Source organism: Candidatus Karelsulcia muelleri, assembly GCF_024818015.1.
GTDB lineage: Bacteria > Bacteroidota > Bacteroidia > Flavobacteriales > Blattabacteriaceae > Karelsulcia > Karelsulcia muelleri_C.
The window spans coordinates 90,479-106,473 of record NZ_CP093908.1 but is presented as its reverse complement, the minus strand read 5'-3'; the positions used below and the strand labels follow the sequence as shown (position 1 = coordinate 106,473).

At 23.6% G+C, this 15,995-nt stretch carries 10 protein-coding genes and 2 tRNA genes; all 12 read right to left on the bottom strand.

Annotated elements, in window-relative coordinates; translation table 11 throughout:
* Nucleotides 1–3: 3 nt before the first annotated feature.
* A tRNA-Asp gene (locus MP018_RS00595) sits at nucleotides 4–77 on the bottom strand.
* Nucleotides 55–1,149, bottom strand: coding sequence for a M20 family metallo-hydrolase (locus MP018_RS00590; RefSeq protein ID WP_259288594.1), 1,095 nt, complete (start codon nucleotides 1,147–1,149; stop codon nucleotides 55–57). Before MP018_RS00590 ends, MP018_RS00595 begins: the two co-directional genes overlap by 23 nt.
* Nucleotides 1,140–1,904 (bottom strand): acetylglutamate kinase, encoded by a 765-nt coding sequence (gene argB / locus MP018_RS00585; protein WP_259082818.1) that lies wholly within the window; start codon nucleotides 1,902–1,904, stop codon nucleotides 1,140–1,142. The genes MP018_RS00590 and argB overlap by 10 nt, the downstream gene beginning before the upstream one ends.
* Nucleotides 1,901–2,854, bottom strand: coding sequence for a Rossmann-fold NAD(P)-binding domain-containing protein (locus MP018_RS00580; RefSeq protein ID WP_259288593.1), 954 nt, complete (start codon nucleotides 2,852–2,854; stop codon nucleotides 1,901–1,903). The genes argB and MP018_RS00580 overlap by 4 nt, the downstream gene beginning before the upstream one ends.
* Nucleotides 2,854–6,036 (bottom strand): carbamoyl-phosphate synthase (glutamine-hydrolyzing) large subunit, encoded by a 3,183-nt coding sequence (carB, locus tag MP018_RS00575; protein ID WP_259288592.1) that lies wholly within the window; start codon nucleotides 6,034–6,036, stop codon nucleotides 2,854–2,856. Before carB ends, MP018_RS00580 begins: the two co-directional genes overlap by 1 nt.
* On the bottom strand, nucleotides 6,033–7,115 hold the full coding sequence (gene carA, locus MP018_RS00570) for a glutamine-hydrolyzing carbamoyl-phosphate synthase small subunit (RefSeq protein ID WP_259082821.1): 1,083 nt from the start codon (nucleotides 7,113–7,115) through the stop codon (nucleotides 6,033–6,035). The genes carB and carA overlap by 4 nt, the downstream gene beginning before the upstream one ends.
* Nucleotides 7,105–8,250: an aspartate aminotransferase family protein gene (locus MP018_RS00565; RefSeq protein ID WP_259288591.1), complete on the bottom strand. Its 1,146-nt coding sequence runs from the start codon at nucleotides 8,248–8,250 to the stop codon at nucleotides 7,105–7,107. Before MP018_RS00565 ends, carA begins: the two co-directional genes overlap by 11 nt.
* Nucleotides 8,250–9,233, bottom strand: coding sequence for an N-acetyl-gamma-glutamyl-phosphate reductase (gene argC, locus MP018_RS00560; protein ID WP_259082823.1), 984 nt, complete (start codon nucleotides 9,231–9,233; stop codon nucleotides 8,250–8,252). Before argC ends, MP018_RS00565 begins: the two co-directional genes overlap by 1 nt.
* A complete protein-coding gene (locus MP018_RS00555; protein ID WP_259288590.1) occupies nucleotides 9,226–10,968 on the bottom strand; it encodes an argininosuccinate synthase domain-containing protein in 1,743 nt (580 codons plus the stop codon). Before MP018_RS00555 ends, argC begins: the two co-directional genes overlap by 8 nt.
* Nucleotides 10,952–14,530 carry a DNA polymerase III subunit alpha gene (gene dnaE, locus MP018_RS00550; protein WP_259288660.1) on the bottom strand — a complete coding sequence of 1,193 codons (3,579 nt, stop codon included), beginning with the start codon at nucleotides 14,528–14,530 and terminating at the stop codon, nucleotides 10,952–10,954. Before dnaE ends, MP018_RS00555 begins: the two co-directional genes overlap by 17 nt.
* A 7-nt stretch (nucleotides 14,531–14,537) precedes the next feature.
* Nucleotides 14,538–14,612, bottom strand: a tRNA-Val gene (locus tag MP018_RS00545).
* Nucleotides 14,613–14,616: 4 nt separating this feature from the next.
* Complete coding sequence (gene mnmE, locus MP018_RS00540) at nucleotides 14,617–15,981, bottom strand: tRNA uridine-5-carboxymethylaminomethyl(34) synthesis GTPase MnmE (protein WP_259288659.1); 1,365 nt, start codon at nucleotides 15,979–15,981, stop codon at nucleotides 14,617–14,619.
* Nucleotides 15,982–15,995: the final 14 nt, after the last annotated feature.

Genomic DNA, 15,995 nt, shown 5'->3' with positions numbered 1-15,995 from the left:
AGGCGGTCTGGATGGGATTCGAACCCATGACCTCGTGTGTGACAGGCACGTATTCTAACCATCTGAACTACCAGACCTTAAATTAAGTAAAAGTAAAAGATTGATATATAAGTCAATTCCATTCTCTATTTCTGATCTAAGTATATACTCATTAGGAGTATGAGAACGGGAACTATCCCCTACTCCTAGTTTTACTGTCGTAAAATTCATTACACTTTGATCAGATAAAGTGGGAGATCCAAAGATTTTGATATTAAGATTTTTAGCTGTTTTTACAATATTATGATTAGGATCTATATAAGATGATTTAAGTCTATAAGAACTTGATATTATTTTAGACTTTAGATTTTTTTTAATTTTATTTAGAATATATTCATGAGAATAGATTTCATTAGTTCTAATATCTACAGTAAAATAACAAGTATCTGGTATAACATTTCTCTGTATACCACATTGGATTTTTGTTACGGTTAATTTTATATTTCCTAATAAATCGGATTGGTTTTGAAAAACATAATTTTTTAACCAGATTATGTCATCTATTGCAAGATATAAGGCATTTATACCTTCAAATCTTGCAGCATGACCAGTTGTTCCAATAGATAAACAATCTAAAACAATTAATCCTTTTTCAGCTATTGCCATCTGCATATTTGTAGGTTCTCCTATAATACCTAAATTTATTTTACCTAAATTACATAATATACTTTCTACTCCTCTTGTGGCACGAATTTCTTCTTCAGCACTTATAATAAGTATAAGTTTATATTTAAATTTAGGTAAACTATTAATATAAATAAAAGTTGCAATCAATGAAACAACAGAACCTCCTGCATCATTACTTCCTAATCCAATAATTTTATTTCCATATTCTTTAGCTAGAAATGGATCTGTCTCCCATCCGTTAGACGGTTTAATAGTATCATGATGAGAATTTAATAGGATTGTATAATGATCATTATCGTAATTATGATTTTCAATCCATAGATTATTATCTTTTCTTTTTGGATTTAATTTTCTTTTTCTTAAAAAAGATTCTAGTATATCTGCAGTTTTGTGTTCTTCTTTTGAGAGAGAAGGGGTGGAAATCAGTTTTTTTAATAACTTAATACATTCTTTTTTTAGATTTTTTAAATCTATTACAGACATAAAATAGTTTTTTTTGTATATTTAGGATTAGATATTTTTACTTTATAAACTCCATTTTTTAATGCAAAAAAAGCATTTTCTAATTTTGGAATCATTCCTTTATTAATAATATTATTAATTTTTAATTTATTAAATAAATTTTCTTCTATATTAGAATAATATGATTTTTCATCATTTAAATTATTTAATATACCAATTTTATTAAAACAATATGTTAAAATTACTTTATAATCTTTTGATAAAGAAATAGCTAAATAAGAAGCTATCGTATCTGCATTTGTATTTAATAGATTTCCATTTCCATCATGAGTAATAGGAGATAAAACAGGAATTATACCAATTTTAAACAAAAATTTTATTAAATCAGTATTAATGCTATTTTTTTTTTTTAAATTCCCAACATATCCATAATCTATATCTTTAACAGGCCGTTTATATGATTTAACTAGATTTCCATCAGCTCCAGAAAATCCTATAGAATTTAATCCTAAACTTTGTAAGTTGGATACTAGTTTTTTATTTATAATCCCAGAATATGTCATTACTACTATATCTAATGTAGTTTTATCTGTAATACGTCTACCATTTATCATTTTCTGATGATATCCCATTTTTTTAGAAAAACCATCAGCTATTTTTCCTCCTCCATGAACTAGGATTTTATATCCATCTAATTTAGAAAATTCTTTTAAAGAATAAATTAATATTTTTTTATCCTCTATAATATCCCCCCCAATTTTAACGACATTAATCATATCATATCTAAGATTTCTAGAAAGACTGTTTGTGTAGCAAAAATTCGATTTTCTGCTTGATTTAAAACAATGGAATTTTTATCATCTAAAACAGAATCTTCTACTACTAAATTTCTTCTTACTGGTAAACAATGCATAAATTTAGCATTATTCGATAATTTCATTTTTTTATTTGTGATAGTCCAAGATAAATCCTTACAAAGAATCTTACCATAATTATCATAACTACTCCAATTTTTGGCATATATAAAATCAGCATCTTTAAAGGCTTCATTTTGATTTTTAATAAATTTTATTCCATTTGTCAAATGACTATTCAAATTATATCCATCTGGATTAGTAATATATAATTTTATATTTTTAAGTTGTTTTACCCATTCTATAAACGAATTTGGAACTGATTGAGGTAATGCTTTTATATGAGGGGCCCAACTTAAAACTATTTTTAGTTTTTGTTTTTTTTTAAATTCTTCAATTGTAATTAAATCTGCTAATGATTGTAAGGGATGTAAAGTTGCACTTTCAAGATTAACTACTGATACTTTTGAATAGTTGATTATTTTTTTAAGTAATATTTCTTGATAATCATATTCTCTATCAATAAGACCTGGAAATGTTCTTACAGCTAAGATATCACAATATAAACTCATTACACCTATAGCTTCTTTAATATGTTCTTGTGTATGTGTAGAATTCATAACTGAACCATCAGATGTTTCTATTTTCCAAGAATCTGAATTTATATTTAATATCCAAGTATTACAACCTATATTAAAAGCTGCTTTTTGACTACTTAAACGTGTTCTTAAACTAGGATTAAAAAACACCAATCCAATAGTTTTATTATTCCCAATTGTTTTTGAAAGAAAAGGATTTTTTTTAAATTCTATAGCTTTATAGATAAGTTTTTTAACATCTTTTACATCATTTACACTAATAAATTGTTTCATTATTTATAACTATTCCAAGGTAATATCGGAATTCTTTTAAATGATTTAATTTCACAAAATGAAATTATAAATGCTCTTGCTAAGCAAATATTAGTTAATAAAGGAATATTAAAATCTATAGCTGCACGTCTAATTAAATAATCATTTTTATTATTTTTATATGTTATATTAATAATAAGATCTATTGTTTTTAAATTATCAATTGTATCATCAATCTTCTTACAAAGAATATTATTCTCAATAAAAAAATTATAAGTTCCATTTTTAGAAAAAATCATATAATTATTTAAAATTAATAATTTAATATAATTAAACATTATTTTTCTATTTTTTATAGAATTTATAGAAATAAATATCTTTTTTTTGGGGATATTATATCCAACAGATAACATAGATTTTATTAAAGCTTCATTAAAAGTATACCCTAAACATCCTACTTCTCCTGTAGATACCATATCTACACCTAATATTGGGTCTGACCCTTCAAGCCTAGAAAAGGAAAATTGTGAAGATTTTACACCGACATAATTAATTGTTAAAAAATTAGATTTTGTTTTATAAAACTTTTTAGATTTTAAAAGTACTTTCATAGCTAATTCTACTATATTAAAATGTGATACTTTTGATATAAAAGGAAAACTTCTTGAAGCTCTTAAGTTACATTCAATGACTTGGATGTTTTTGTTTTTATACAAAAATTGGATATTAAATGGACCGGAAATATTAAATCTTTTAGCTATTTTTTTGGAAATATTTTTGATTTTTTTGATAGTATTTAATGAAAGATTTTGAGGAGGATATACTAATGTTGCATCTCCAGAATGAACACCTGCATATTCTATATGTTCTGAAATAGCATTATAGATAATTTTCCCATTATTAGCAACAGCATCTAATTCTATTTCTTTTGCATTTTCTATAAATTTAGTTATAACTATAGGATAGTTATGAGATATTGTTTTAGCCTGTTTTAAACAGAAATCTAAATTACTTTTATCAAAAACTATATTCATAGCAGCTCCAGATAAGACATAAGAAGGTCTTATAAGAAGAGGAAATCCTACTAATTTAATAAAATTATAAACATCAGAAAGATTAGATAATTCTTTCCATTTTGGTTGAACTATATCTAATTTATCTAGAAATTTAGAAAATTTATATCTATCTTCTACTTCATCTATATTAATTGGAGAAGTACCTAATATTTTTAGTTTTTTTTTATAAAGATTTAATGATAAATTATTTGGAATTTGTCCCCCCATAGAGATAACAGTTCCTTCAGGATTTTCTAATTCTATTATATCTAATACTCTTTCGAAACTAAGTTCTTCAAAATATAATCTATCACAGACATCAAAATCTGTACTTACTGTTTCTGGATTATAATTTATTATTACTGAACGATATCCTTCTTTTTTTAAAAAATCTAATCCACTAACACAACACCAATCAAATTCAACACTACTACCAATTCTATATACACCTGATCCTAAAATCACAATTGATTTATTATTTTCATAATACGAAATATCATGATGTTCTCCATTATAAGTTAAATATAAATAATTAGTTTTTGATGGATATTCAGATGCTAATGTATCAATTTGCCTTACAAAGGGGATTATATTTTTTTGATTCCTATAATTTCTTATAATCTTTGCTATTGACGGTACTTCATAAATTGATGAAGATATAAGTCCTGCAATTTGATTATCTGAAAATCCTTTTTTTTTTGATTGATATAATAATTCATATGGAATATAATTGAAATTATAAAAAGATTGGATTTTTTTTTTAGTTTTAAAAAGATTTTCTAATCTAGAAAGAAACCAAGGATTTATATTTGTAATATATGTTAGATTATCTACTGATAATCCATTTTCAAATGCATCCTCAATCACTTCTATTCTATTATATTTAGGAGATTTTAAAATCTTTATTACTGATTTTAGATTTTTTTTATTTTTAAATGGATTGATCAATCCATATAACCCTAAATCTAACATTCTAAGTCCTTTTTGAAAAGCTTCTTCAAACGAACCACCTATAGACATTAACTCACCTACACTTTTCATACTACTACCAATTTTAGTAGATACGCCAGAAAATTTATTTAAATCCCAACGGGGTATTTTACAAACAATATAATCTAAAGCTGGTTCAAAAAATGCAGAGGTTAATTTAGTAACAGTATTTTTTAATTCATATAATCCATATCCTAATGCTAATTTAGCAGCTATAAAGGCTAAAGGATATCCTGTCGCTTTAGAAGCTAAAGCACTTGATCTTGATAAACGAGCATTTATCTCAATAACATTATATTTATATGAATTATTAGACAAAGCAAATTGAACATTACATTCACCTATTATATTAAAATATCTAGCTATTTTTAGAGCAAGAAATCGTAATTTATTATATTCTATATTATTCAATGTTTGAGAAGGAGCAACTACAATACTATCTCCAGTATGAATTCCTATAGGATCTATATTTTCCATATTACATACAGTAATACAATTATCATAAATATCTCTTACAACTTCATATTCAATTTCTTTACAACCTTTTAGAGATTCTTCTATAAGAATTTGAGAAGAATAAGATAATGCAACACTTGATATTTTTTTAAATTCATATACATTTTTAGCCAATCCACTCCCCAAACCCCCCAGAGCATAAGCAGATCTAATAATTAAAGGAAATACTATTTCATTAGATGCATCTATAGCCTCAGATACAGAATTTACAGCTATACTTTTAGCTATATTTATGCCTCTATTAATTAACATTTGTCTAAATATATCACGATCTTCACTTTTAATAATATAGGATATAGGAGTTCCTAAAACTTTGACATTGTTTTTTTTAAACACGCCAGAATTATATAATTCAATTCCACAATTTAAAGCTGTTTGCCCACCAAATGAAATAAATATTCCTTGTGGTTTTTCTCTTTTAATTATTTTTTCAACAAAAAAAGGTGTAATAGGTAATGAATAAATTTTATCAGCTATTTTTTCAGATGTTTGAACTGTAGCAATATTAGGATTTACTAAAATCGTAAAAATCTTTTCTTCCTTAAGAGCTTTTAAAGCTTGTGTTCCAGAATAATCAAATTCTCCAGCTTCTCCTATTTTCAAGGCACCGGATCCTATCACTAATACTTTTTCTAATTTCAATTATTATTTGTTTTTATAAAATTCAAAAATACATCAAAAAGAAATTGACTATCAGTAGGTCCACTTGATGCTTCCGGATGAAATTGAACTGAAATAAAATTTTTCTCATAATTTATTAATCCTTCACAAGTATTATCATTTAAATTTTTAAAAAAAATTTTCCATCCATTTGGAATTTTATTTGAATCTATTACATATCCATGATTTTGTGAAGTTATAAAACACCTATTAGTTCCTGATAAAATTACAGGTTGATTATTACTTCTATGACCATATTTAAGTTTATGTGTATAAAAACCAGCAGCAAGACCTAATAATTGATTTCCTAAACATATACCAAAAATCGGTTTATTACAAATAAAAGCTTTACTAATATTATTTATTGTAGTTTTATATCCTTTTGGATTTCCTGGACCATTAGAAATAAATAAACCATCATATTCTTCATTTATCAAATTATTATAATTCCAAGGAACTCTTATTACAGTGCAATCTCTTTCTAAAAAACATCTAATAATATTATTTTTTACTCCACAATCTATAAGCAAAATTTTCTGTTTTCCATCCCCATATATTGTTTTTTTTTTTATAGATACCTTATCTACTAAATTATAGTTATCTGGATTATAAAATTTTACATTATCTGAGATGATAATTTTTCCTAACATAGTTCCTTTATCTCTAAGTTTTTTTGTAAGTGATCTTGTATCTATTCCATAGATCCCTACTGTATTATTTATTTTTAAAAAATATGATAATTTTTTATACATATTCCAGTGGAATGCAGAATCTAAATAATAAGATGTAATTAATCCAGAAACATGAATATTATTTGATTCAAAAAATTTTTTTATATTTTTTTTTTCTGAAATTATTTTAGGAATTCCATAATTTCCAATTAATGGATAAGTATAAACTAATATTTGGCCTTTATAAGAAGGATCAGTTAAACTTTCATTATAACCAGTCATTGAAGTATTAAAAACAATTTCTCCAGCTGAGGATTTTTCATAACCAAAACTATAAGCTTCATAAAGACTACCATCCTCTAAAATAAATTTTGCATTTTTATTTATCATTTTTTAAAAAATACAATGCTTTTTTTAATCTTATAATAAAGTTTTTTATATGTTTTTCTTTTATAGTAAGAGGAGGTAATAATCTTATTAGATTTTTATCTAAAGAAGATCCTACAAAAATTTTTTCTTTTTTTAATAAAAAATTTATTAATTTTTTAACTTTAAAATTAAAATTAATCCCTAGCATAAGACCCTTTCCTCTTATTTCTTTAATTTCATCAATCTGTTTTAAAGAATTAATAAATATTTCTCCCATTTTTTTTGCATTAGATATAAGACATTCCTTTTTTATAATTTCTAAAACCGAAATTCCAGAAGAACAAGCTAAATAGTTTCCACCAAATGTAGTTCCTAACATACCATTAAATGGTTTAAATTTAGAACTTATAATAACCCCTCCTATTGGAAATCCATTTCCCATACCTTTAGCAATAGTAATTATATCTGGTTTAATCCCAGAATTTTGATGGGCAAAAAATAATCCGGTTCTACCATAACCACTTTGTATTTCATCTACTATAAAAATAGTATTATATTTACGACATAAAAAATCTATTTTGTTAAAAACAAACATCCCTGGATCAATTATCCCTCCTATCCCTTGTATTCCTTCTGAAATAACAGCACAAATATCTTGTTTTTTTAATTCTTCTTCTAAGAAATCGAGATTTTTATAATCAATAAATTTTACTTTATGTTGTAAATTAAATTTAGTAATAATTTTATTATTATCTGTAATTGAAATAGCTCCACTAGTACGGCCATGAAAAGATTTTTTAAATGCTATTATTTTTTTTTTGTTGTTATGAAAAGACGCAATTTTAAGAGCATTTTCATTTGCTTCTGCTCCAGAATTACATAAAAAAACTTTATAATCATAATACCCTGATCTATCTAGTAGCAGACTAGCTAATTTTTCTTGTTCAGGGATTTTTATAGAATTAGAATAAAAAGAAATTTTCTTTATCTGTTTTTTTAGATTATTTACGTATCTAGGATGAGAATGACCAATTGAAATTACAGCATGTCCACCATAAAAATCCAAATATTTTTGATTATATTTATCATAAATATATATTCCTCTACCTTTAATTATTTCTATCTCTTCATTAGAATAAACATCGAATAAATTCATTATAATCCCAGAGGTTTTAATTTTAAACCACAGGTTTCTTCAAAATTATACATAATATTAAGATTTTGAACAGCTTGTCCTGAAGCTCCTTTTATAAGATTATCAATTATACTAGTGATTATTAGTTTATTTTTAATGTATTTTAAATTTAAAATACATTTATTGGTATTAATAACTTGTTTTAAGTGAATTTCTTTTTCAGAAATAAAAATAAAAGGATTATTTTTATAAAATCTATCATAAAGATTTTTTACTTCTTCAAATGAAAGATCTATCCTAGTATATAATGTTGATATTATTCCTCTAGAAAATCCACCCCTATAAGGAATAAAATAAATTTTTCCATCATATTTATTTTGTAATTTCTTTATAGTTTGTATCACTTCATTTATATGATTATGATTAAATAAATTATATGTTGAGATATTATTATTTCTAAAACTAAAATTTAATTTTGAATTATTAATTCTACCTGCACCAGTAGATCCAGTTATAGCACTAATATGTAGATTATTTTTTAATAATTTTCTTTTTGCAAGAGGTAATATTGATAATTGTATAGCGGTTGCAAAACAGCCTGGATTAGCAATATTCTTAGATTGATTTATAATCTTTTTATTTAATTCAGGCAAACCATAATGAAAAATTCTTTTTTTAAAGAAAAAATTTTTATTGATTCTAAAATCATTACTCATATCTATTACATTGATTTTAGAATCAATATTTTTTAATATTTTTTTTGAATGTCCATGACCGATACAAAGAAATAATAAGTCAATATCATCACTAATTTCAGTACTAAAACTAAATAGTTTCTTATTTTTTATTTCACCTATAAGATCTTTATGTATATCTTCTATCGGAAGACCTGGATAAGTAGTACTAACTATAGTTTTTATTTCAACTTTTGGATGATTAATAAGAATTTTAATTAATTCATTTGCAGTATATCCAGCCCCACCAATAATTCCTATTTTAATCATATTTTTTTATATTATGATAAATTTTCATTTGATTTCCAAAAATTTTAATAAATCCTTTAACCTCATCACTAGTCCACTCATTATTAATTTCACCATATTTAGCAATTTTAGATTTCATCATATCAAAATTTGAATCAATACCTATTAATTCGAATCTATATGGATTTAATAATATTGTTACTTTTCCACTTACTCGTTTTTGAGTATTTTTAAAAAAACATTCAATATCACGCATAATCGGATCTAAATATTGTGCTTCATGTAATAAATTTCCATACCAAGTTGATAATTGCTCTTTACAAGAAATTTGCCATTTAGTTAAAATATGTTTTTCTAAAAGTTTATGTGCTTTTATTATTAATAAAGCAGCAGACGCTTCAAATCCTACTCTCCCCTTTATTCCAAGTATAGTATCTCCTACATGTAAATCTCTACCTATAGCAAATTTAGACGAGATTTTCTCAAGTTTTATAATATTGTTTATTTGTAAATCTTTAATCTTATTAACAGAGAATAATTCTCCTTTTTTAAATTTTAATTCTATGATTTTTTTAGAATATTCAGATAATTTTGTAGGATAAGCTTTTTCAGGTAATGATGTTGATGATTTTAATGTTTCTTCTCCACCTATACTAGTCCCCCAAATCCCTTTATTAATAGAATATTTAGCTTTCTTCCAAGAAATTTTTACACCCTTACTTTTTAAAAAAAAAACTTCTTCCTTTCTAGATAATTTCATATCTCTTATTGGGGTAACTATAATTTTATTAGGACATAAAATTTGAAAAGCTAAATCAAATCTAACTTGATCATTTCCTGCTCCTGTACTTCCATGAGAAATAGCTTTAACGTTTAAGTTTTTAGCAAATTCAGCAATTAAAATAGCTTGAAAAAATCTTTCTGAACTAACAGATAAAGGATATGTATTATTTTTAAGTATATTTCCATATACTAAATATTTTATACATTTAGAATAAAAGTATTCTTTAGCATTTATAGAATAATGAGATATAGCTCCTATATTTATAGCTCTCTTTTCAATTGATTCAAGATCTTTATTATTAAATACTCCAGTATTAATTATAATAGTTATTACTTGATATCCTTCATTAGTTAAATATTTTAAACAATATGAAGTATCTAAACCACCACTATATGCTAATAAGATTTTATCTCCCTTATTTAAAGAATTATTTAAATTTATTTTTTTTTTAGGATCATATAATAATCCTGTACATAAACACATTTTTTTTTTATTTCTAATAAGAATATCATAATTCGTACAACTTTTACATCCTTTCCAAAATTTTTTAGATTTAGTTAAATCACTAAATAATACAGGATTAAAACCTAAATCTGTATTAATCTTTATTACTGCAGGACTAGTAGTAATACTAAATATTTTCGAATTCGTAAATTTTTTTTTTGATAATTTAAATATTTCTAATTTTATCATTTTAGCTAATCCATGTAACCTGTATTTAGGAAATACAATAAGTCCAGAATTAGATAAAAAATTTTTATTTTCAAATACTTCAAGGTAACTAAATCCTGCTAAATCTCCATTAAAAAATGCTATAACAGAAAATCCATCATCCATTTTTTTTTTAATATACTCAGGATCTCTTTTAGATATACCAGTTCCTCTAACTTTAGCAGAAGACTCTATTTCTTTACAGATAATAGAAGCATACTTTTTATCATCAGAATTAGCTATTCTAACTGTTATTTTCATTGATTTTTAAATTAAATTTTAGTTTGAATTTATTACTAAGGGTTTCTAACAAATTATGATTTATATTTATCAAATGTTTTGATAAATATTTTCTTTTATTTTTATTATCAAATATTGATATATATAATTTTTGATTTCCTAAATTTTTTAAAATTAAAATTTTTAATTTTTTAATTAAATCATTATTTAAATGATTAATAATAATCTCTATACTCTTAGTTAATAGTTTTAATACTTTCTTAAGATTTAAGATTTTCAATATTTTAATAAATATTTCTTGACTTTTCATTCTTTGAATATATAAACTCATGTAAATTAGATTATTTTCATATATTAAATTTTGATATTTATCATAATTATCTCTAATTAGTTGAAATTCCTTATTAGATTTAATATCTTCTAGAAGAAAGATTATGTATTTTGTATTATTTTTTGATATTCTATGTAATGACTTGGATATTATTCCACATATATTAATATTCTTTCCAAGAATTTTTTCTTGATTATGATTTATATCATATAATGAAGCATTAGTAAAATATTTTGTTTCATAAACATACTCATTCAATGGATGAGAAGTTAGATACATTCCTATTACTTCCTTTTCTTTCTTTAAAAGATCAATATTATTCCATTTTTTACAATTTTTAAATTGTGGTTCTTTTAAAAGTGAATTTTTCATCTTTAATTTTTGATATTTTATAATTTTTTCTATCATATTTGATCCATTTTCTTCATCAAAATATTGAGATCTATGTATTTTTTTTTTAAAATTATCAAAAGCTCCTGATAAAACTAAATTTTCTAAAACTTTTTTATTAACTAAGCGTAAATTCACATTTTTTATTAAGCAAAATATAGAATTATATCTATTAATTCTTTCTTTAAGAATAGAATCAACAGAAGATTTTCCTATCCCCTTAATAGCCCCCATTCCAAAACGGATATATCCCATATTATGAACAGTAAATTGATAATTACTTTCATTTATATCTGGTCCAAGTACTATTACTCCCATACGTTGACATTCTTCAATAAAAAAAGTAATATTTTTTAAATTTTGCATATTATTGCTTAATACTGAAGCCATATATTCAGCTGGATAATGTGCTTTTAGATATGCTGTTTTAAAAGCTATATATGAATAACATGTAGAATGAGATTTATTAAAAGCATATGAAGCAAAAGATTTCCAATCTTTCCATATTTTTTCTAAAATATTTTTTGAATAACCATTATTTAGACCACCATCAATAAATTTTTGTTTTATATTTCTTAATAGATCTTTGTCTTTTTTACCTATCGCTTTTCTTAAAAGATCTGCATCTCCTTTACTAAATCCAGAGATTTTTTGTGAAATCAACATAACTTGTTCTTGATAAACTGTAATTCCATAAGTTTCTTCTAAAAATTCTTTAAGCTCAGGAAGATCATAAGAGATTTTTTCAAGTCCATGTTTACGTGCTATAAAATTAGTAATATACTGCATAGGGCCAGGACGATATAAAGCATTCATAGCTATTAAATCATCAAATTTATCTGGTTTTAACCTTCTAAGATATTTTTGCATACCAGGAGATTCATATTGAAAAACAGCAACTGTTTCTCCCTTTTTAAATAATTTATAAGTTTTAATATCAGAAAGATTAACCTCTTTAAGAGGTATTTTAATTAAATCTAATGTCTCTTTAATTATAGTAAGCGTTCTTAATCCTAAAAAATCCATTTTTAATAACCCCACTTTTTCTACAACATCATTATCAAATTGAGTTAATAAAATATTAGAATCTTTTGTTGTAGATACAGGTAGATATTTTTTAATATCTGAAGGTGTTATTATTATTCCACATGCATGAATTCCAGTATTTCTAACAGAACCTTCAATTAGCATAGCTTGTTGAAGGATTTTAGACTGTAAAGTTTTTGTTTTTTGAAAAATTTTTTTTAATTTTCTTACATTTTCTAATTCTTCATAATTTAATTTTTTTTCTAAATCTTTTATATTTTTATTTATTATCTCTTTTAGAGATAGAGATTGATTAGGTACCATTTTTGCAATGGTATCTGTTTCTAATAAAGGAAGATTTAAAACGCGAGCAGTATCTCTTATTGAAGATTTTGCTCCCATTTTTCCATATGTTATTATTTTAGCAACTTGATTTTTCCCATATTTATTAACTACCCATTCTATTATTTTTTCACGACCTTTATCATCAAAATCAATATCAATATCCGGTAGAGATATCCGATCAGGATTTAAAAATCTTTCAAAAAGAAGATTATATTTTATTGGATCAATATTAGTTATACCTAGACAATAAGCAACAACAGATCCAGCAACAGAACCTCTTCCAGGTCCTACTTCAATACCTATATTTTTGGCTTTACAGATCAAATCTTGTACTATAAGAAAGTATCCCGGATATCCTATTTTTTTTATAGTATAAAGTTCAAATTCAATTTTTTTTTTGATTATATCATTTATATCTAAATATTTTTTTTGAGCCCCTTGATAGGTTAAATCCCTTAAATATTCATTTTCAGAATTCTGCTTAAAATTGGGAATATCAAATTTTGGTAATACCATTTTATTTGTAATGTCATAAAATTCTACTTTTTCTATTAATTCCTTTAAATTATCAAATGCTTCAGGTAAATCTGAAAAAAGATTATACATTTGATTTGGATTTTTAAAATCAAATTCTTTATTTGTAAATCCAAAACGAAATCCTCTACCTTTTCCTATAGGAATAGATTGCTTTTGACTATTTTTTACACATAATAAAATATCATGTGCATAATAATCTTTTTGGGAAAGATAAAAATTATTATTTTGTGGAATAAATTTGACATTAAAGGTTTTTGAAAATTTTAAAAGAATTTGATTTACATGATCTTCTTCTTTTAAACCATGTCTTAATATTTCTATATAAAAATCGTCTCCAAATAAATTATGCCACCATTTAAATACTTTTTCAGCTTCATTTTCTCCTTTATTTAAAATAGTAAATGGAATTTCCGAATTTAAATCTCCACTAACTGCTATTAAATTAGCTTTATATTTTTTAACTAATTTTTTTACAATTATAGGAATTCCTGAATAATATCCATATATAAATCCATGAGAACATAATTTTGATAAATTATCATAACCATTTTTATTTTTAGCAAAAAAAACTTGATTATATATTTGATCAGTTTTTTCTACATTAGATGAAATATATAATTCACACCCTACAATTGGTTTTATTTTTTTTTTAATTGATTCATTCATATTTTTAATTCTATTTATGAAATTAAAAACTCCCATCATATTACCATAATCAGTTATACCTACTGCATCCATATCATATTCTATAGTTTTTTGGATTAAAGAATTTATATCAATGGTTGAAGAAAGTATTGAAAAAGAAGTATGATTATGAATATGTGAATAATTGTTAAAAGTAAAAGTATTAAGTGATATTATCCGTAATAATTCAAAAAAAGTTGCTAATGATTTATAAAGTTCTGTAACTGGAGGCCATTTAAATTTTTTACCAATTTTCATTGCTATATACATTAAATAGTGGGTGATACTGGATTTGAACCAGTGACCCTCTGCTTGTAAGGCAGATACTCTTAACCAACTGAGCTAATCACCCTCAATTATTTTCCTATACAAAATTTCGAAAAAATATTTGATAGTATATCTTCGTTAGTTACTTCACCAGTTACTTTCCCTAAATAATCTAAAGCTGTACGTATATCTATAGATAAAAATTCTGGAGAAATTGAATATAAATTTTTTTTCACTTTATATAAATAAAAAATAGCTTTTTTAAAAGATTCGTAATGTCTTGTTTGAGTTATTACTATAGTCCTCTCTTTTAAAGAAGTCATTTTTTTAGAAAAAAAAGTTATTTCAGATAATAAATTATTAACACCATATCCATATTTAGCAGATATTTTAAATATTTTTTTATAATTAATTGGCTTTATTTTTTTTTTAATTAAATCATATTTATTAATAATAATAAATATTTTTTTTTTAGGATATTTTTCTTGTAAGGATTTTACTTCTTTAAATATAAATTTTTCATTTAAATCATCAAAAACATATAAAATTAAATCAGATTTATTAATCTTATTATATGTTTTTTTTATACCTAATTTTTCTATATAATCTTTTGTATTGTTATTTATACCTGCTGTGTCTATAAAACGAAATTTTATCCCATTTATAATTAAACTATCTTCTATATAATTTCTAGTTGTACCTGCAATATTAGATACTATTGATCTTTCATATTTCAATAATTTATTAAATAAAGTTGATTTTCCTACATTAGGACATCCTATTATAGATACTGATATTCCATTTTTTAAAGCATTTCCTATTTTAAATGATCTTATTAAAGTTTTTAATTTTTTAATTATATTATATAACATTTTTTTTAATTCTAAATAATTTATAAAATTACAATTTTCTTCAGAAAAATCTAATTCAAATTCTATTAATGATAATAAATTAATGATTTTTTTACTTAATTTTCTTATTAATATAGAAAGATTTCCCCGAATTTGATTAATAGCAAATTTATGAGAAAAAAATGTCTCTGAATTTACAATATCTAATATTGATTCAGCTTGACAAAGGTCTATCTTTCCATTAATAAATGCACGTAAAGTAAATTCTCCAGGATTTGCTAATCTTGCTCCTTGGTCAAGAATTATTGATAATAATTTATTTTGGATGTAAATAGATCCATGGCAAGATATTTCTACTATATCTTCTCCAGTATATGATTTTGGTTTTTTAAATAAAAAAATTAAAACCTTATCAATCAATTGGTTTTTCTCTTTTATATATCCTAACTGGATAGAATTTTTTCCAATTTTTTTTTTTGAAAACGAGCAAAATATTTTTTTTATAATTTTAATAGAATTATTTCCTGAAATCCGTATAACCGCAATTGCTCCATATCCACTAGGAGTAGCTATAGCTACTATAGTCTCATCATTTTTTAACATGATAAATAATTATT